Consider the following 19369-nt stretch of genomic DNA (forward strand, 5'->3'; position numbering starts at 1 on the left):
TAAAAAATCGGTATCAAAATACCCCACTCCTAGACGCTGATTTGCTCGGGCGGGTTGTCCAAAAGGCTGCGCAAACGCAGCATCGCGTCTTCGAACTTAGCCAAAGAAACCTGCCCATTGATGGTGATGCGCACGGCATTGGGCGCGCGGCCATCCCTCAGGGCGAATTCATCGGCTGACCTGATCTGCACACCTGCAGCTTCTGCCGCGCGAGTAAAGGCAGCGGAGCGCCAGCCTGCAGGCAGTTTCAGCCAGAGGAACGGGACCTCGTCTTTCCATGTCAACTCAAATGCACCAAGGGCATTCACCGCCACACGCACATATTTGGCCATTTCCTTGCGCACTTCTTTGGCCAGCTCCTTGCTGCGCGGGTCCGAAAGCAAGACGCGGATCAGTTCAGCCAGCGGCTGCGACAGGCCAAAAAAGCTGTATTCCGCTGACCGGCGCAGATCCTGTTCATGTCCTTTGGGCGCGAGGGCAAAACCGACGCGCAGCGCCGGCGTCAAAACCTTGGAAATCGAACAGACGTGCCAGGTGATATCCGGCGCCAGAGCGCGATAGCTGGGCGCGCCGGCCTCTCCCATGCGATAGCAATCATCCTCGACGATCTGCAACTCATGCCGCCGCGCGACCTTGATGATCTCCTCGCGCCGTTTTTGCGGCGTAAAAAGACCGGTCGGATTGTGCACCTCGGGGCTGGTACATAGAACCGTCGCGCCCGTCTTGCGGATGGCAAGCTCCAGCGAATCCGGACGAATCCCGTGTTCGTCCATCCCCACCCCGACAACCTTGGCCCGGAGCAGTTCAGACGCACGACGAAAGCCGGCATAAGAAAGATCCTCGACCAACAGCGTGGGCTGCGCGTCCTTCAGGACCGCCTGCAGCACTGTTAGGATGCCGTTCTGACCGCCATGGGTCAGGACCACCTGGCTTTCATCAAGCGGCCCCAGCGGCTGATCTGACAGCCACTCCACCACCGCTTCGCGCACCGGGCGGTAGGCGTCACGGGTCGGGTAGTTCAGGAACATCAGCGGATCGGCAGCGGCGACCTTCTTCATCGCCTCCCGGATCGCAGCCACCTGCCCCACATCGGCAAGGCGCGGGCTGAACAGGCTGACATGGTTGGGATCGCTTTCCTCCCGAAGGTGCAATTCGCGGGACCAGACATCATCCATGACCTTGGTCTGCCGCTCAGCGACAAATGTGCCGCGCCCGACCTCCGCCTGCAGAAGTCCTTCGTCCGTGAGGGTGGAATAGGCCCGCGCCACCGTGCCGGGGGTGATGCCCAGCTGATAGGCCAGATCGCGCACCGGCGGCAACTTTGTACCAACACGCAATGTATCGTTTTCCACCGCCGCGCGGATTGTATCGGCCACCCGCTGATACTTCGGTCCAGGCTTATCACCAAGGCTCGGCGCCCAAATTGTACCCATTACAATGCTTCCTTAGACAGCTGAGTCGGAACTTTGTATCAAATAACCGTACCAACAACACAGGATTGTATCAATACAATAAAGGATCTGACCATGACACAGCACGCGACCCCTGCACATTCCAGCATCACCTTTCTGACCAATCAGCCCACCCTGCCGGTGCTGGCTCAGGTCGCGGTGACGTTCGCGGTTCTGATGACGAAATGGTCCGTCCGACAGCGCAGCCGTAAACAGCTCCGCCACCTGACCCCGGAACAATTGCAAGACATCGGGTTGTCCCGCGAGGACGCCCACTATGAAGCCACTCTTCCGTTCTGGCGCCCCTGATCCCCGGGTACCGGAACCACCTGACGGCCGGGGCCAGTTCCCCGGCCTTTTTTCTTTTCAATCATTTCAAAGCCCCTGGTAAATTTTTCCTTGATCGAATCTGCCATGGGGCCTAGACGCGCCTCACTTTCGGCACCGATCCCAACCCCGGACCCTTATCCGGGGGGGCGCTAAGGGCCGGCTGGATTGTCATCTACTGGAACGAAGGGGAGTGTCATGAAAGACGCCAACCTCTTCCAACTGGGGATCGGTCTGGAGACAGGCGCCCAAGAGGAAGATACCGCCCGCAGTGTACCCGCTGCGATCATCGAAACCGTTGTGGACAGCGACCGCGAAGACCATTTCATCCGCCGCGATGGAAAAGTATTCGCCGGAACCCATCTGATCATCGAAGTCATGAACGGCACGGGCCTTGATTGCGAGACCCGCATTCAGAACGCCTTCCGCAAATGCGTCGAGGTTTGCGGCGCCACGCTGCTGCACATCCACACCCATAAATTCTCGCCGCAAGGCGTGTCGGGCGTGGCCGTGCTGGCCGAAAGCCACATCTCGGTGCACACTTGGCCGGAAATCGGCTATGGCGCCTTTGACGTCTTCATGTGCGGCGATGCCGAACCCTGGCGCGCTGTCGGCGTGCTGAAAGAGGCCTTTTCCACCGATCACGTGGAGGTCCGGGAACTTCTGCGCGGGGAGGAGCTGATCGCCAAGGAGGTCGCGGCATGAGCGAGACCTGGATCACCGAACGCCTGCACGATCACTACGCGCAGAGCCTGCGCGTGGACGAGATGCTCTATGACAGCAAGACCGAGCATCAACGCCTGAAGGTCTTTCAGAACGGTACGTTCGGCCGCATCCTGACGCTGGATGACGTGGTGCAGACCACCGAGGGCGACAATTTCATCTACCACGAGATGCTGACCCATGTGCCGATCCTGGCGCATGGGGCCGCAAAACGTGTGCTGATCATCGGCGGCGGCGACGGCGGCATGGCCCGCGAGGCGCTGCGTCACGCCTCGGTCGAACATGTCACCATGGTCGAGATCGACGCCGGTGTGGTGGATTTCTCAAAGGAATACCTGCCGATGCTGAGCCAGGGCGCCTTTGACGATCCACGGCTTAATCTGGTGATCAACGATGGCGCGGCCTTCATGCGTGAAACAGATCAGAAATTCGACGTGATCGTGGTCGATTCCACCGATCCGATCGGCCCGGGCGAGGTGCTGTTCACCAATACCTTCTACGGCCACGCCGCCCGCGCGCTGACCGATGACGGTATCATCGTCACCCAGAACGGCGTGCCTTTCATGCAAGGGGACGAGCTGACCGGCACAATGCGCGCCTTCAAGACGCTGTTTGCCGATCACAGCTGCTATCTGGCGACAATCCCGACCTATGCGGGTGGTCCGATGGCCTTTGGCTGGGGCAGCCACTCCAAATCCGCGCGTACCGTGTCGCTGGCCGATCTGGAAAAACGCTTTGCCGCTGCCGGGATTGAAACCGATTACTACACGCCCGAGGTGCACAAGGCGGCTTTCGCCCTGCCCGGCTATGTGAAGAAACTCTTCCCATAAGACCTGCACCGCGCAGGATCTGCTGAAACAAAACGGGGGCCAAGGGCCCCCGTTTTCATTTGGTACTGTTTTGGAATGTTCCGAACCTCAGGCGTCCGGCTCCTGATAGACACCCTGTTCTTTCAGCGCGTCCACGACTTCCTTGGGCATGTAGGTCTCGTCATGTTTCGCCAGAATTTCAGAGGCTTCGAACACACCGTTGACGTAACGGCCTGTGCCGACCATGCCTTGGTTTTCCTCGAACAAGTCCGGCAGCACACCCGCGTAAGTCACTGGCACGGTTGCGCCGCCATCGGTCACAGAGAACCGCACGGTTTCGCCCTGACCGCGCACCAGACTGCCATCTTCGACCAGACCGCCAATACGAAAAACCTCTGTCGGCACCGGCGGCTCAGCCATCACCTGACTAGGCGAACGGAAGTAGTTGATCCCGTCCCGCATCGCATAGCCGATCAAAGCCGTCGACACGATCAAGGCAACGGTCGCCAATGCGATCACCTGAATGCGGCGCTGCTTTTTGAGGTTTTTCATATCGTTACCGTCCTGTGCTCGTCCGGGTCTGGCGCCCTAGGGGAACAGCGGCGCCATCATCAGACCCGCAGTTTCGTCTTCACCTAACATCAGATTGGCGTTCTGCAAGGCCTGGCCGCTGCTACCTTTTGTCAGGTTATCCAGCGCCGCAATGACAATGGCCCGCCCTTCGATCCGATCAGCGGTCACGCCGATATGACAGAAGTTGGAGCCGCGCACGTGGTGGGTGCTTGGCGCCGCGCCAAAGGGCAGAACCTCGATAAAGGGTTCATCGGCGTAAGCAGAAACGAATGCCGCGTGGATCGCCTCGGCGTCGCCTTTGACATAGGTCGTCGCCAGAATACCCCGGTTGGCGGGAAGCAGATGCGGGGTGAACTGCACCTTGACCGGACGCCCGGCCAGTTTCGAGAATTCCTGATCGAATTCACCCAGATGCCGGTGCGTGCCACCGATGGCATAGGCATTGTAACCCTCGCTCAGCTCCGCATGCAGCAGGTTTTCCTTCAGGGCCCGTCCCGCACCAGAGACGGCACATTTCAGATCGAGGATGATTTCATCCAGATCAATCAGGCCAGAGGTGATCAGCGGCCGCAGCGCAAACTGCCCGGTGGCCGCGTTACAGCCAGTGCCGGCCACCAGCCGCGCGCCCCGGATCTCATCCCGGTAGAATTCGGTAAGGCCGTAAACAGCCTCTTTCTGCTGCTCCAACGCAGCATGGGGGTTGCCGTACCATTTCTCGTACTCCGCCGGATCGCGCAGCCGGAAATCCGCCGACAGATCGACGATCTTCAGATCCTTCGGCAGGGCAGCGATCACTTCCTGGCTGGTTTTATGCGGCAGAGCGCAGAAACACAGGTCGATCTTGGAAAAGTCGATCTCGCTGATCTTGCACAGGGTCGGCAGGTCCAGATGCCGCAGGTGCGGAAACACCTCGGCCATGGACAGCCCCGCCTTGCGCTCTGCTGCGAGCGCCGCGATTTCAATGCTCGGGTGCTGGGAAATCAGCCGCACCAGTTCCGCGCCGGTGTAACCGCTGGCGCCAAGGATAGCCACTTTGTGGGTCATGTCAGACCTCGTCTTTTGAATTTAGGTGATTTGTACCGCAGCAACAGGCGGTGAGAATAGGGAAAACTGCCGCAGCCGACAGGCGATCCGCCCGAGGGACGACAGAAAGCCGTCCCCGTGGAAGCGCCGGATCAGGCCGCTTCAAAGGTGATTTGTCGTCGCAAGAACTGGGTCGCATGGGTGCTGACCCGCGCCGGATCGCCAGTGGTGTAGAACCCTGCCTTGCCGGAGCCGTACATATCCGGGTGCCGCTCAAGGTAATCAGCCAGACTGTCGGCGACCAGATCGCCCTGGCTGAACACTTTGACCTGTGGGCCAAGCGCCTCCTGAAAGGTCTTTTCCATCAACGGATAATGGGTGCAGCCCAAGATGGCAGCCTCGGGATGCGGCATCTTGCGCAAGAGCGCATCCACATGGCTGCGCACCAGCGCCTCAGCCAGGATCATGTCGCCTTCTTCGATGGCGTCGACAACACCGCCACAGGCCTGCGCTTCCACATCGACACCGATGGCGCGAAAGGCCAGTTCCCGCTGAAACGCCCGGCTGGATACGGTCGCGGGCGTTGCGAACAGCGCCACATGCTTCACCGCAACCTCGCGCGGCGGCGAATTATCGCCCCACTGGCGCTCGGTCAGTGCTTCGATCAGCGGCACAAAGACGCCAAGTACGCGCTTGCCCTTGGGCAGCCCGCCCTCCTGCATGCGCCGCAGCGCCGCCGCCGAAGCGGTGTTACAGGCCAGGATCACCAGATCGCAGCCCTTGTCCCACATATCTTCCACGGCGGCCTTGGTCAGCTGATAGACATCCTCGGCATCGCGCACGCCATAGGGGGCGTGAGCACTGTCGCCGTAATAGATAAGGTCAACCTCCGGCAGACGCCGCTGCACAGCGTCGAGCACTGTCAAACCGCCCAGACCAGAATCAAAAATGCCTACTGCCATGTTCTTCTTTCGCGGATGCCACGTTCAGGCGCGATGTTTCTCTTCAAACTCGAACCCGCGCAAGCCCGGATCGAGAGGAGTCGGAGACAGCTCATACGTCGCTTTGCGCAGGAAATCCATCATTCCTTTGGCATCCCCGGTCAAAGGGTCAAGTTTGTCGCGCCCGATCGCCTCCCCGATGACCACCCGCACCGGTGTATCGACCCGCTTGTGGAACTCCTTGATCAAGAGCCCCATGCGCAACGTAGCGTGCAGATGGCTGGCGATCTGAAACAAGCGCGAAGTGTGGCCGTCAAAATAGACCGGGACCACAACCGCATCGGATTTGGCAATCATCCGCGCGGTAAAGCTGCGCCAGCCCGGATCCATCGGCCGGGCAAAGGGCGTTGCTCCCGTGGAAACCGTGCCGCCCGGAAAGATCCCGATGGCGCCGCCCTGCCCCAGATAGCTGAGCGCCGTTTTGCGGGTCTCAAGGTTTGTGCGCAGCGCCTCCTTTGTTTCGGCAAAATCAATCGGCAGGATGACGCGGTTCAGATCTTCCGCCTTGCCAAACACCTGATGCGCCAGAATACGAAAATCCCCGCGCGTTTCGGCAAGGATGTGCCCCATCATCAGCCCATCAAGGATCCCATAGGGATGATTGGCGATCAGAACGACCGGCTTGTCGCGCGGAATATTGGACAGCGCGCCGCCGATGATCTCCAGCGACAGACCATAGCGTTCGGCGATGACGCTCCAGAAACTGCGCCCGCCCGCGACCTCCTGTTCATACCCCCGCGCGCGCCGGATCAGCTTCAGACGGCCCGTGGTATTCTCCATCATTCGGATCACCAGACGCCCCGAACGGGTCTGCGCCGAATGCGCGTAAGAGATCTCCCGCGCGATCTGGCGCGCGCTGGACCGGATTTTTCCAGGACGGGATTTTCTTGATTGGGTATTGCCGGACAGTTGCTGCATCTCGGACATGGGCTGGGTCTTTCTGGACGGAATCACCAAGGTGACCAGTTAGGCATAACAGCATCTCAGATCCCCGTAACAGACTCATGACCGGTCTACGGCAGGATCCCGCGCCCTGCCCCAGAACGCAGCAGCGCCGCGCAGATGCGCGGCGCCGGGCCCAACGGGCAAGAGGCAGCCGTCCCGGCTGTCACCTGCCGGGCGGGAGAACACCCCTGCGGCTTATTCGGCCGCTTTCTTCATCGGAGCACCGCCCTGACGCAGAACCGCCAGCAGTTCTTCGCGTCGTTTCGCCGCCTTCTGCTCGCTTTCCATCTTCACAGGACCAAAACCACGGATCTGCAGCGGCAGTTCGGCCAGAGCGACCAGCGGGTCCATGATCTCAGGCGAGGCTTTTGCCAGCCATTCCTTCATGTCGCGCTCGTATTGCTTGATCAGCGCCCGTTCCATCTTGCGCTCGGCGGTATAGCCAAAGATATCGAGCGGCGTGCCGCGCAGACCTTTGAACTTCGCCAGCAGCTTCAGACCGCGCTCCATGCTTGGGCCGAAACGGCGCTTTTTCGGGCGTCCGTTGGCGTCAACCCCGCCCAGGATCGGCGGCGCCAGATTGTAAGAGATCTTCAGATCGCCCTCAAACTGCGCCTCGGCCTTCTCTCGGCTGCTCAGCAATAGCCGCGCCACCTCGTATTCGTCCTTATAGGCCAGCAGCTTGTGATAGCCCTTGGCGACGGCTTCCTTCAGGCGCGGATCGTCGATGCCGTCCAGCAGTTTCATGTAGCGTTTGACCAGCCCCTTGCCCTGATAGGCGGTCAGATGGTCCTGCCGGTAAGCGATCTTTTCGTCCAGCGTCTTGGGCAGTTCCACTACGTTGGCGGGCTTGATCAGCTTGGCCACCTCTTCGGGGTGCAGCACCGCCCAGCGACCGATTTCAAAAGCCCGCAGGTTCTTTTCAACCGCAGCGCCGTTCAGATCGATCGCCTGAGTGATTGCCTCAAGGCTGACCGGGATCAGACCGCGCTGGAAGGCACCACCAAAGACCATCATGTTGGAGAAGATCGAATCCCCCATGGTGGCCTGCGCCAGCTGCGATGCGTCAAACATATCGAGCCGCTCGCGCAGGCGTGCCTCCAGCGCCACCTCAAGCCGGTCAGTGGGCAGCTGGAAGTTGGTGTCGCGGGTGAAATCGCCGGTGATGATCTCGTGGCTGTTCACCACACCGCCGGTCTGACCTGTGCGCATCAACCCGATGGTCTTGGCGCCCGCACTCACCACCAGATCGCCACCGATCAGCGCGTGCGCCTCGCCAGTGGCGACGCGGATGGCGCTGATGTCATCAGGGCTTTCGGCAATGCGGCAGTGGATATGCACCGCGCCGCCCTTTTGCGCGAGACCGGCCATCTCCATCATGCCGGCACCTTTGCCGTCGATTTGGGCAGCCTGCGCCAGCACCGCGCCGATGGTCACAACGCCAGTCCCACCAACGCCGGTGATCACCACGTTATGGGTACCGTCGATCTTGGGCAGGTCGGGCATCGGCAGATTGGGCAGCTTCAGCTCAGCCGTGGCCTCCTTGCGGATCTTGGCGCCTTCGATGGTCAGGAAGGACGGACAGAATCCGTTGAGACAAGAGAAATCCTTGTTACAGGACGACTGATCAATCGCCCGCTTGCGTCCCAGTTCGGTTTCCTTGGGAACGATAGAGACGCAGTTGGATTGCACCCCGCAATCGCCGCATCCTTCGCAAACGTCCGAGTTGATGAACACGCGCTGATCGGGATCGGGGAACAGGCCCCGTTTGCGACGGCGGCGTTTCTCGGCGGCGCAGGTCTGGACATAGATGATGGCAGAAACGCCTTCGACCTCTTCCATCTTCCTTTGCACATTCATCAGCTCGGCCCGCTCATGGGTGGGAACTCCGGCCGGGAACTGCTTGAAATCGATCTCTTCTTTCTCGTCATAAACGATGGCGAGATGCTCCACTCCCATCGCCTTCAACTCATGCGCGATGCGATAGGCACTGAGGCCGCCCTCATTGCCCTGACCGCCAGTCATGGCCACCGCATCGTTATAGAGGATCTTGTAGGTAATATTGGTGCCTTCGGCCAGCGCGGCACGGATCGCCTGCACGCCGGAGTGGTTATAGGTGCCATCGCCAAGGTTCTGGAACACATGCTTGCGCTTTGAAAACGGCGCTTCGCCGATCCAGTTGGCGCCTTCGCCGCCCATATGGGTGAAGCCCATGGTCTCGCGGTCCATCCACTGCACCATGAAGTGGCAACCAATCCCGGCATAGGCCCGGCTGCCCTCGGGGATCTTGGTCGAGGAGTTGTGCGGACAGCCCGAGCAGAAATACGGCAGGCGCGCGGCGATCTCTTCGGCGTTGTCGGCGCGGCGCGCCTCGTCCAGGCTGGCCAGCCCCGCGCGGATCGCCTCGGTGTCGCGGCCCTCTTCGATCAGGATCTCGCCCAGCTTCTCGGCGATCATGATGGGATCGAGCGCATAGCGCGTCGGGAAGAGTTCCGGCCCGTGCATGGAGCCCGCGCCGCCGCCCTTGTGCCAGCCGTAGACCCGGCGACCACGGCGGTCGTCAAAGATCGCCTCCTTGATCTGCACCTCGATCAGCTTGCGCTTTTCCTCGACCACGACGATCAGATCCAGACCTTCGGCCCAGTCGTGGAAGCCCTTCATGTCCAGCGGCCAGACCTGACCGACCTTGTATGTGGTGATGCCCAGACGTTCGGCCATGGCCTCGTCGATATTCAACAGAGACATGGCATGGACCAGATCCAGCCAGTTCTTGCCCGCGGCCACGAAACCGATCTTGGCACCGGGTTTGCCCCAGATGCGTTTGTCCATCTTGTTGGCGTGGCTGAATGCCTCGGCAGCAAAGCGTTTCTGGTCGATGATCCGGTCTTCCTGCTGGAAACGATCATCCACCAGGCGGATATTCAGCCCATCCTGCGGCATGGCGAAATCGGGGGTAACCAGTTTCACCCGGTCCGGGCTCGCCTCCACGACCGAAGTTACCTCGATGGTGTCCTTCATCGTCTTGAGACCGACCCAGAGACCGGAAAACCGGCTGAGCGCGTAGCCATAAAGCCCGAAATCCAGGATTTCCTGCACACCAGCGGGGCTGAGGATCGGGAGGTAGGCATCCATCAGCGCCCATTCGGACTGGTGCAGCACGGTGGAGCTTTCGCCGGTGTGGTCGTCGCCCATCGCCACCAGCACGCCGCCATTTTTGGAGCTGCCGGCCATATTGGCGTGGCGGAAGGCATCGCCGGCGCGGTCAACGCCCGGCCCCTTGCCATACCAAAGGCCGAATACGCCGTCGAATTTGCCTTCACCACGGATTTCGGCCTGTTGCGCGCCCCATAGGGCGGTGACGGCCAGATCCTCGTTCAAACCGTACTGAAAGGTGACATCGGCCTCTTTCAGCTGCTTTTCGGCCCGGCTCATCTGCATGTCGACAGCGCCAAGCGGCGATCCGCGATAGCCGGTAACAAGCCCAGCAGTGTTGAGACCGGCTGCCGTGTCCCGCGCCTTCTGCATCAGCATCAGGCGCACAAGCGCCTGCGTGCCGTTCAGCATGACGGGCGATTTGCTCAGATCATATTTGTCATTCAACGAGATCTTTTGCGTGCTCATCCGGTCCTCCCAACCACAACTGGCTTGCAATAATTTCCATCGATATTCGGTCACAAATACTGACCTGTATACCCACTGTTGTCAATATCCCCCTCCGGAAGCGCGCTTCTGCATTCGGAAATTGATCCAAGTGTCAGGTTTCATATAGGCTGATATGGGCACAACGAAAGTAACGGATATGGACTGGGACAAGCTTAGAATTTTTCACGCCGTGGCAGATGTCGGCAGCCTGACCCACGCCGGGGACAAGCTTAACCTGTCGCAATCCGCGGTCAGCCGCCAGATTCGTGCGCTTGAGGAAAGCCTGAACGCGACGTTGTTTCACCGTCACGCGCGCGGGCTGATCCTGACCGAACAGGGCGAGCTGCTGTTTGACGCGACCAAATCCATGTCCAAACGGCTCGAAGCGGCTTCGGCCCGGATCCGCGACAGCGAAGACGAAGTGTTCGGCGAATTGCGCGTCACCACGACATTCGGCTTTGGCACACTGTGGCTGGCGCCCAGGCTGACGAAGCTCTTTGAACAATATCCCAATCTGAAAATCGACCTGATGCTGGAAGAGCGGGTTCTGGACTTGCCCATGCGCGAAGCCGACGTTGCGATCCGGATGAAAGAGCCGAGCCAGGCGGACCTGGTGCGCAAGCGACTGATGACGGTTCAGATGCGACTTTATGCGTCTCGCGCATATCTGGACCGCAACGGCACGCCGCAGACCGCCGAAGATATCAAGAACCACCGTCTGATCTGCCAGAACCAGAATTCGGCTCAGGTGGGTTCTGCAGCTGTGCTGGTCCAGAAACTGATCACCCACGGTCCCGGCTCGATGCTGTCGGTCAACAACTACTTCGGGGTCCTGCAGGGCGTGCTGCACGATCTGGGAATCGGCATCCTGCCTGACTATGTCACCGAGGATTTCCCCGATCTGGTGCAGGTTCTGCCGCATGAGGACACCAGTGGTGTGCCTGTCTACCTGGCCTATCCGGAAGAATTGCGTCACTCGCAGCGGGTGTCAGCCTTCCGCGATTTCGTGCAAACCGAGATCATGGCGCACCGCAAACATATGAAAGAGATGGGGAAACTCTGACCTTAGGTCAGTAGGCGTTAAGCTATGCATAACATGCATACCAGAAATGACGCAATTTGAGACGGAAAATTCTTGAAGCAGAGAAGCTCTATCCCTAAATGACCCTCATGAAGACGGCGCCAAGGCGCACTTCATACCTCCCTGTTGGACTTCGGCCGAGCTTAGTGCTCGGCCTTTTTTTGGGGCCATTTGGTCCAGCTCCTGAGGCTTTCAATCAGGTTTCACGCCCCTCGGAAGCGCCGGACACATTCAACGTCTCGCATCCACACCGGCGCCTGCAACCCTTTCGCCGGTGATCATTGCCCAGTTTTCTGACATGCACGGATAATGACGGCATTTTCCGGCCTCCAATGACGGTCTGCACATTTTTCAGGCAATTCGAGCATGGCACCCCTCCTCAAGCCGGACCTTCTCGCAGCGACGAAACGCCCCTGCCTTCAATGATACATACGCTTTGCCCTTCCCCCGTGCGCTTCCTTGCCCTAAAAGGCGCGCAACCGCAGCCACTGGGGATACGACACGGATGCAGGAACCAGCAATCACGCCCGAACTGATTGAAAACCACGGACTGAATTCCGAGGAATATCAACTGATCCTCGAAATCATCGGACGGGAACCCACCTTTACCGAGCTGGGCATCTTCTCGGCGATGTGGAACGAGCACTGCTCTTACAAGTCGTCCAAGAAATGGCTCCGGACGCTGCCCACCGAGGGGCCCCAGGTAATTTGCGGCCCGGGTGAAAATGCCGGTATCGTCGATATCGGCGATGGCGATGCGGTGGTCTTCAAGATGGAAAGCCACAACCACCCCTCTTACATCGAACCCTATCAGGGTGCGGCAACCGGGGTTGGCGGCATCCTGCGGGACGTCTTTACCATGGGCGCGCGGCCAATCGCCTCGATGAACTCGCTGTCCTTTGGTGAGCCGTCCCACCCCAAGACCCGGCAGTTGGTCAACGGTGTGGTCGAAGGCATCGGCGGCTACGGCAACTGTTTCGGTGTGCCCTGCGCAGGCGGCGAGGTCCGCTTCCACTCTGCCTACAACGGCAACTGCTTGGTGAATGCATTCGCTGCGGGTCTCGCAAAGACCGACAGCATCTTCTACTCCGCCGCATCCGGCGTCGGCATGCCGGTGGTCTACCTTGGCGCCAAGACCGGACGTGACGGCGTCGGCGGCGCCACCATGGCCTCGGCCGAATTCGACGACACCATCGAGGAAAAACGCCCCACCGTTCAGGTTGGCGACCCCTTCACCGAAAAACGCCTGATGGAAGCGACGCTGGAGCTGATGCAGACCGGCGCGGTGATCTCGATCCAGGACATGGGCGCAGCTGGTCTCACTTGTTCGGCGGTGGAAATGGGCGACAAGGGTGAGCTTGGCATCAAGCTGAACCTCGAAGACGTACCCCAGCGTGAAGAAGGCATGACCGCCTATGAAATGATGCTGTCGGAATCCCAGGAGCGGATGCTGATGGTGCTGAAGCCCGAGAAAGAGGCCGAAGCCAAGGCAGTGTTCGAGAAATGGGACCTCGATTTCGCCATCGTCGGCGAAACAATCGCCGAGGACCGTTTCTTGATCCAGCACAACAACGTGGTGATGGCCGACCTGCCGCTGTCGAAACTGGCGTCCTCTGCGCCTGAATACGACCGTCCCTGGGTCGAAACGCCCGCCGCAGAACCGCTGACCGACGCGGATGTGCCCACTATCGATCCGATCGACGGCCTGAAGGCGCTGATCGCCTCACCGAACTACGCAGGCAAACAGTGGGTCTATGAACAGTACGACACCACCGTGATGGGCGACACCGCCCGCCGCCCCGGCGCGGGCTCCGGCATCGTCCGGGTGCATGGCACCGGCAAACAGTTGGCCTTTACCAGCGATGTGACGCCGCGCTACGTCAAAGCGAACCCCTTTGAGGGTGGCAAACAGGCGGTAGCCGAGGCTTACCGAAACCTCTCTGCCGTGGGCGCCCTGCCTCTGGCGACGACCGACAACCTCAACTTCGGCAACCCGGAAAAGCCCGAGATCATGGGCCAATTCGTCGGCGCCATCAAAGGCATCGGCGAAGCTGTTGCAGCGCTCAACATGCCGATCGTTTCGGGCAACGTCTCGCTTTATAACGAGACCGACGGACAGGGCATCCTGCCCACCCCAACCATCGGTGCCGTGGGTCTGATCGCCGAGGGCGAAGAGGCGATCACCGGTGAAGTGCGCGAAGGCCATATCGCCCTGCTGATCGGTGAAACCACTGGCCACCTGGGTCAGTCGGCCCTTCTGGCGGAAGTCTTCAACCGCGAGGACGGAGATGCGCCGACGGTGGATCTGGAAGCGGAAAAGCGTAACGGCGAATTCATCCGCGCCAACCGCGAGCTGATCAAGGCCTGCACCGATCTGGCGGATGGCGGTCTGGCGCTGGCGGCCTTTGAACTGGCCGAGGGCGCTGGCGTTGGCGTGCAGATCGATGCCGGTGACACCCCGACCCTGTTTGGCGAAGACCAGGCCCGTTATCTGGTCGCCTGCAACTTTGATCAGGCCGAAGGCCTGATGCTGGCAGCCGGTCAGGCCGGTGTCAGCGTCACCACCGTGGGCCGTTTCACCGGTGACACGGTAAAAATCGGTGGCAGCGAAGCGCCGCTGGAAGAGCTGTCGCAGATTTTCCGCAGCAGCTTTGCCGAGGCCGTCGCCTGATATCAAACACAAACGGGCGCCCTCCCGCGCCCGCAGGTGCCCTTGCCTATGGCAAGCCCCCCCTTTTCGGCCTTGGGCCCGGCAGCGCGCATCGCGCGCTGCCGGGCCCAACTCGCACGGTCTGATTTTCAATCAGGTCTTGCGCGGCGGGAGCATCTCCCTGCTTGAACTGCCTCTCCGTCAGGCCTACATTTTCAGCGAACAGAACCACGAGGATCCCACGCAATGCCCATGCAGGCCCATGAAATCGAAGAGCTTCTGCGCGCATCCTTTCCCGATGCCCAAATCCAGGTCGGTGGCACCGACGGCGTGCATATGTCCGCGATGGTCGTCGATGAAAGCTTTCGCGGCAAGAACCGTGTGCAGCAGCAGCGCGCCGTTTACGCGGCCCTCAAAGGCAAAATGGACGGCGCCAATGGTGAGTTGCACGCCCTTGCCCTGACCACCAAAGCGCCCGAGTAGCACACATGTCGCTGTTCATGTCCTTTCTAGTGGTCGGCGTTATTGTGATGACGGCAGTTGTTGCCGTCATCGGTCAACGACGCGCACCAACGGAAGAGGACGACAGCGACCCGGACTATCACACGCTGCGCTCGGACTATCAGTCCGGCATGGGCGGCGGGTCTGTCAGGACCTGGAAGGTCCCCAAGGACCCGCAGGAATACGCCCGCCTTTTTGTTCCCAAAGACAAGAGCTGAGCGCGCAGAGCCTCACACATCCGTTCCCCGGCCCGGATTGGAATTCTCCACATTATTCCCTATATCTCGGGCAGCAGAACAACGGCACATCCGCCAGAAGGAAACGCAACATGAGCGACGCAAAAACCCGCATCGACGAAACCGTCAAATCCAACGACGTGGTGCTTTACATGAAAGGCACCAAGGACATGCCGCAGTGCGGCTTCTCTTCCCGCGTGGCCGGTGTTCTGAACTACATTGGCGTTGACTATACCGACGTCAACGTGCTGGCCGACGAAGAGATCCGCGCCGGGATCAAGGATTACTCGGATTGGCCGACCATTCCGCAGCTTTATGTCAAAGGCGAATTCGTCGGCGGCTGCGACATCATCACCGAAATGACCCTGTCCGGTGAACTCGACGGCATGTTCGAACAGAACGGCGTCAGCTTTGACAAGGCCGCAGCAGATAAGATCCGCGAAGCCAACGGTTAAGCCGCACGACCAGACAACATGAAAAAGGCCTGTCCGCAGCACGCGTGACAGGCCTTATTTACGTTTCGGATTCGCACATTCGGCGAGCGACATCGAAAACCGATCGCCCCCGACAGCGCAGCGCCCCGCCGCCTATTGCGCGGCAGAGGCTTTTTCTTCGATCTCCTGCGCCATGGCTTCGGCGCGGGCGGCCAGTTCGGCCAGGGTTTCAGCCACCTGAGGGGGCACAACAGGCACTTCAATCCGCTCCGGCTCCGGCGCGGGCTGTGCCTTCAGCGCGGCCAGTTCCGCCTCGCGCTCAGCCAGGACCGCCTCGACTTCCTTGATGCGGTCCTCGACCGCTGCGGTCTTGTCCGCCAGCATCAGCCCCGCCATCAGCAGCATGCGCGCTTCGGGCATACGGCCAATCTGGTCCGACAGCACCTGCGCCTCATCATCCAGCATCTTGGCCGCAGAATGCAGATAACTCTCCTCGCCTTCCTGGCAGGAGACCTCGAAACCGCGGCCGCCAATATGAATGGTCACTTCGGGCATCAAATTTCCTCTCCTTCGGGCAGGTTGGGCGCTGCCGCCAGCAGCGGTTCAAGCCGGGCCAGAACCGCGTTCACCTGCGCCTTGTCACTCGCCTGCGCCGCGCGCAGGCCGTCGATCTCGGCGGCCATCGCCGCATTGATCAGCCCTGCATCGCCCAGCCCTTCGGCATTGGCTTCGCGCAGGGCAGCGTTGGATGTGCGGAGCTGTTCGTTGGCCAGGCGCAATTGCTGCAATTCCGTGTCCAGTCGCTGCAGCACCTCCTCGTCAGTGCCGCCGCTTTCACCATCTGCAGTTTCGGAAGCGGACGTTTCCTGAACGGATCCGGCTTCAGCCAGCTGAGCCGTGAGTTCCGCATTGGCGGCCTCGAGCTGTTCAATCCGGTCCTCGAGGCTTTCTTTCTCGGTGGCCGCCGAATTGGCTGCGCCTTCCATCTGCGCCTTCAGCCGCGCAACTTCCTGTTTCAGGGCTTCGGCCTGCTGGGCATTTGCAGCCTCATTCCGCAAAAGCTCAAGCTCGGCCTGCATTGCGGCGATATCACCCGAGGCATCTGCCGCGGACGCCGCCGGTGCCTGCTCTTCCAGCTCTTTCAACCGCCCGCGCAGGACCTTGACCCGTTCGGTCAACTGGGCATTGGCGACCCGTTCTTCGTCCAGCGCCTGTTCCAGCGCGCTGGTATCGGCCGCCGCAACGGCCTTGGCCTCGGCCGAGCTGCGCGCTTGTTCAAGTGCGCCGACACCCGTCCCGATCCGGTCCATTGCGGCCAGGATCCGGCCCTGCAAGTCTTCAATCTGCTTCATGCCTGTCCCTCACCCGTCCATCTCGCTGGCGCGATCTTCGCGCTGCCTCCTGCCGTGCCGGTTTGCACCTCTGCTTTGCACCGCTGTGCGAATCGCACATGCCTGCCGATCATACGCGCAGCTTCACCCTTGCAGGAGTAAAACACCGCCTCTTTGCTTTCAAGCACTTGCAAGCGGTCCTTCGCGTTCGAAACACAGAAACGCCTGCCAACGCTTGATCTTTGCCCCATCACTGGTATTCAGCGGCTCATCAGCCTGCCAACCTAAAGGAACAGTTCAGTGGATCTGACAGCCCTGCGCACCGCAAATCCCGAGCATTGGAACAAGGCCGCCGCCATTCGCGCCCTGACCCTTGATGCCGTCGCTGCCGCAAACTCCGGCCACTCCGGCATGCCGATTGGCATGGCCGATGTGGCCACCGTCCTGTTTGAAAAGCATCTAAAATTCGACGTAAAGGCCCCAAAATGGGCCGACCGTGACCGGTTCATCCTGTCGGCAGGCCACGGCTCCATGCTGATCTATTCGCTTCTCTATCTCATGGGCGATGAGCAGGTGACGCTGGATCAGATCAAGAACTTCCGTCAGATGGGCGCGCTGACCGCGGGCCATCCGGAAAACTTCCTGATCGATGCGGTGGAAACCACCACTGGTCCGCTGGGTCAGGGCATCGCCAACGCCGTCGGCTTTGCCATGGCCGAAGAAATGCAGCGCGCCCATTACGGCAAGAAGGTCGTCGATCACAACACCTATGTAATCGCAGGCGACGGCTGCCTGATGGAGGGCATCAGCCAGGAGGCCATCGGCATTGCCGGTCGTCAGAAACTGGGCAAGCTGATCGTGCTGTGGGACAACAACAACATCACCATCGACGGCTCGGTTGAACTCTCTGACCGCACCAACCAGATCCAGCGCTTCAAGGCCTCCGGCTGGCACGTTCAGGAAATCGATGGTCACGATCCCGAAGCCATCGACGCGGCCATCACCGCCGCGAAGAAGGCGCAGAAACCCTCGATGATCGCCTGCAAGACGCATATCGCCCTTGGCCACGCCGCGCAGGACACCTCCAAGGGTCACGGCGCACTGACCGATGCCGAGCAGCTGAAAGCCGCCAAAGAAGCCTATGGCGCTCCGCTCGGCGCCTTTGAGGTCCCCGCCGAGGTCAAAGCCCAGTGGGAAGCCATCGGCACCCGTGGCGCCGCTAACCGCGCGGCCTGGGAGGCGCGCTTTGCCGAGCTGTCCAAGCAGAAACAGGAGCGGTTCAACCGCGCCTACGCACTGGAAGCGCCGAAAAAGCTCTCTGCTGCCATCAAGGCCCTGAAAAAGCAGATCAGCGAAGAGCAGCCCAAGGTCGCCACCCGTAAATCCAGCGAAATGGCGCTGGCGGTGATCAACCCCTTGATGCCTGAAACCGTGGGCGGCTCGGCTGACCTTACCGGCTCCAACAACACCAAGACCGGCGATCTTGGCGTCTTTGACACCGACAACCGCAAGGGCCGCTACGTCTATTGGGGTATCCGTGAGCACGGCATGGCCGCTGCGATGAACGGCATGACCCTGCACGGCGGCATGCGCCCCTATGGCGGTACCTTCTTCTGCTTCACCGATTACGCGCGTCCGTCGATGCGTCTGGCGGCGCTGATGAAGACCCCGACCGTCTTTGTCATGACCCATGATTCCATCGGTGTTGGCGAAGATGGCCCGACCCACCAGCCGGTCGAACATCTGGCGATCTGCCGCGCAACCCCGAACACCTATGTGTTCCGTCCCGCCGATACGGTGGAGGCTGCAGAAGCCTGGGAAATCGCGGTTACCGCCAAGGAAACGCCCTCGGTCATGGTGCTGACGCGTCAGAACCTGCCCACCGTGCGCACCGAGCACAAGCTGAGCAACCTCACCGAAAAGGGCGCCTATGTCCTGGCCGAGGCCGAAGGCAAGCGTCAGGTGATCCTGATCGCCACCGGTTCTGAGGTTTCGCTGGCGATGGAAGCCAAGGCCAAGCTGGAAGCCGAAGGTATCGGCACCCGCGTCGTCTCCATGCCCTGCATGGAGCTCTTCGCTCAGCAAGACGAAGCCTACCGCCGCAAGGTCCTGCCCGCAGGCCCCGTGCGTGTTGGTATCGAGGCCGCCGTGCGCGCCGGTGGCTGGGACCGCTGGCTGCTGGGAGAGCGTGGCCAGGAGAAGAAAGCCGCATTCGTGGGCATGGACCGCTTCGGAGCCTCCGCACCTGCAGGTGAGCTGTTCGAGAAATTCGGCATCACCGCAGAGGCCACCGTTGCAAAGGCAAAAGAGCTGCTTGGGTGATCTGCGGACCATCCTATCGATGAGATCAGAGGCGCCCCAACCGGGCGCCTCTTTTCATTTCCGACCCGTGAAGTGTGAAGCAAGAACAGACGTCAAGCTGTTGAGGCCAGGTCACAATATCGAAAGCACCGGATAACCCCGATGTGGCAACACTTGTGAATTCAAAAATTTAGATGGGGTTGAGGCTGGTACCCAAGGCCGGACTCGAACCGGCACGCCCGTTAAGGCGGGGGATTTTGAATCCCCTGCGTCTACCATTCCGCCACTTGGGCCTCGGGGCTGTTGTTACCCAAGGCGGCAGATGAGGTCCAGAGCCAAAC

At 60.5% G+C, this 19369-nt stretch carries 17 protein-coding genes and 1 tRNA gene; 9 read left to right on the forward strand and 9 right to left on the reverse strand.

Annotation, left to right across the window (positions count from 1 at the left end; genetic code table 11):
* Positions 1-29 precede the first annotated feature (29 nt).
* Positions 30-1433 carry an aminotransferase-like domain-containing protein gene (locus tag SM763_RS00655; RefSeq protein WP_065270199.1) on the reverse strand — a complete coding sequence of 468 codons (1404 nt, stop codon included), beginning with the start codon at positions 1431-1433 and terminating at the stop codon, positions 30-32.
* A gap of 93 nt (positions 1434-1526) precedes the next feature.
* On the opposite strand from SM763_RS00655, the gene SM763_RS00660 reads away from it, so the two are divergent.
* The 3 genes from SM763_RS00660 to speE all read left to right on the forward strand — a co-directional run bounded on the left by SM763_RS00660 (position 1527) and on the right by speE (position 3331).
* A complete protein-coding gene (locus tag SM763_RS00660) occupies positions 1527-1760 on the forward strand; it encodes a DUF1127 domain-containing protein (protein WP_274828059.1) in 234 nt (77 codons plus the stop codon).
* Between the two features lie 216 nt (positions 1761-1976).
* The gene (gene speD / locus SM763_RS00665) at positions 1977-2483 is read left to right on the forward strand and encodes an adenosylmethionine decarboxylase (RefSeq protein ID WP_065270197.1); all 507 of its coding nucleotides are present in this window, start codon (positions 1977-1979) and stop codon (positions 2481-2483) included.
* Positions 2480-3331 carry a polyamine aminopropyltransferase gene (gene speE, locus SM763_RS00670; RefSeq protein WP_065270196.1) on the forward strand — a complete coding sequence of 284 codons (852 nt, stop codon included), beginning with the start codon at positions 2480-2482 and terminating at the stop codon, positions 3329-3331. The genes speD and speE overlap by 4 nt, the downstream gene beginning before the upstream one ends.
* An 87-nt stretch (positions 3332-3418) precedes the next feature.
* Here speE and ccmE read toward each other — a convergent pair whose 3' ends face one another.
* From ccmE to SM763_RS00695, 5 genes are all read right to left on the reverse strand, one after another.
* A complete protein-coding gene (gene ccmE / locus SM763_RS00675; protein WP_065270195.1) occupies positions 3419-3862 on the reverse strand; it encodes a cytochrome c maturation protein CcmE in 444 nt (147 codons plus the stop codon).
* Positions 3863-3898: 36 nt separating this feature from the next.
* Positions 3899-4927 carry an N-acetyl-gamma-glutamyl-phosphate reductase gene (gene argC / locus SM763_RS00680; protein WP_368997023.1) on the reverse strand — a complete coding sequence of 343 codons (1029 nt, stop codon included), beginning with the start codon at positions 4925-4927 and terminating at the stop codon, positions 3899-3901.
* 131 nt (positions 4928-5058) lie between these two features.
* A complete protein-coding gene (gene murI, locus SM763_RS00685) occupies positions 5059-5868 on the reverse strand; it encodes a glutamate racemase (RefSeq protein WP_274837001.1) in 810 nt (269 codons plus the stop codon).
* 24 nt (positions 5869-5892) lie between these two features.
* The gene (locus tag SM763_RS00690) at positions 5893-6825 is read right to left on the reverse strand and encodes a lysophospholipid acyltransferase family protein (RefSeq protein WP_274832263.1); all 933 of its coding nucleotides are present in this window, start codon (positions 6823-6825) and stop codon (positions 5893-5895) included.
* A 222-nt stretch (positions 6826-7047) separates the two neighbouring features.
* Positions 7048-10473 carry an indolepyruvate ferredoxin oxidoreductase family protein gene (locus SM763_RS00695; RefSeq protein ID WP_368997025.1) on the reverse strand — a complete coding sequence of 1142 codons (3426 nt, stop codon included), beginning with the start codon at positions 10471-10473 and terminating at the stop codon, positions 7048-7050.
* A gap of 178 nt (positions 10474-10651) precedes the next feature.
* On the opposite strand from SM763_RS00695, the gene SM763_RS00700 reads away from it, so the two are divergent.
* The 5 genes from SM763_RS00700 to grxD all read left to right on the forward strand — a co-directional run bounded on the left by SM763_RS00700 (position 10652) and on the right by grxD (position 15417).
* A complete protein-coding gene (locus SM763_RS00700) occupies positions 10652-11557 on the forward strand; it encodes a LysR family transcriptional regulator (protein WP_065273448.1) in 906 nt (301 codons plus the stop codon).
* Between the two features lie 523 nt (positions 11558-12080).
* Positions 12081-14246 carry a phosphoribosylformylglycinamidine synthase subunit PurL gene (purL, locus tag SM763_RS00705; protein WP_274828055.1) on the forward strand — a complete coding sequence of 722 codons (2166 nt, stop codon included), beginning with the start codon at positions 12081-12083 and terminating at the stop codon, positions 14244-14246.
* 225 nt (positions 14247-14471) lie between these two features.
* Positions 14472-14708 (forward strand): BolA/IbaG family iron-sulfur metabolism protein, encoded by a 237-nt coding sequence (locus SM763_RS00710; RefSeq protein ID WP_065270190.1) that lies wholly within the window; start codon positions 14472-14474, stop codon positions 14706-14708.
* A 5-nt stretch (positions 14709-14713) separates the two neighbouring features.
* Positions 14714-14944 (forward strand): hypothetical protein, encoded by a 231-nt coding sequence (locus tag SM763_RS00715; RefSeq protein WP_065270189.1) that lies wholly within the window; start codon positions 14714-14716, stop codon positions 14942-14944.
* Positions 14945-15054: 110 nt separating this feature from the next.
* On the forward strand, positions 15055-15417 hold the full coding sequence (gene grxD, locus SM763_RS00720) for a Grx4 family monothiol glutaredoxin (protein WP_274828054.1): 363 nt from the start codon (positions 15055-15057) through the stop codon (positions 15415-15417).
* 132 nt (positions 15418-15549) lie between these two features.
* Here the strand turns inward: grxD and SM763_RS00725 are convergent, their stop codons facing one another.
* Together SM763_RS00725 and SM763_RS00730 are read right to left on the reverse strand one after the other, a co-directional pair.
* Positions 15550-15951 carry a cell division protein ZapA gene (locus SM763_RS00725; protein ID WP_065270187.1) on the reverse strand — a complete coding sequence of 134 codons (402 nt, stop codon included), beginning with the start codon at positions 15949-15951 and terminating at the stop codon, positions 15550-15552.
* Positions 15951-16748 carry a coiled-coil domain-containing protein gene (locus SM763_RS00730; protein WP_368997026.1) on the reverse strand — a complete coding sequence of 266 codons (798 nt, stop codon included), beginning with the start codon at positions 16746-16748 and terminating at the stop codon, positions 15951-15953. Before SM763_RS00730 ends, SM763_RS00725 begins: the two co-directional genes overlap by 1 nt.
* A 279-nt stretch (positions 16749-17027) precedes the next feature.
* Here SM763_RS00730 and tkt point away from each other — a divergent pair, with 279 nt between their 5' ends.
* Positions 17028-19049, forward strand: a complete 2022-nt coding sequence (tkt, locus tag SM763_RS00735; protein WP_368997028.1) for a transketolase — start codon at positions 17028-17030, stop codon at positions 19047-19049.
* Between the two features lie 186 nt (positions 19050-19235).
* Here the strand turns inward: tkt and SM763_RS00740 are convergent.
* Positions 19236-19321, reverse strand: a tRNA-Leu gene (locus SM763_RS00740).
* Positions 19322-19369 lie beyond the last annotated feature (48 nt).

The sequence above is a fragment of the Pseudophaeobacter sp. C1-32P7 genome (assembly GCF_041008775.1).
In the GTDB taxonomy this organism is placed as follows: domain Bacteria; phylum Pseudomonadota; class Alphaproteobacteria; order Rhodobacterales; family Rhodobacteraceae; genus Phycobacter; species Phycobacter gallaeciensis_A.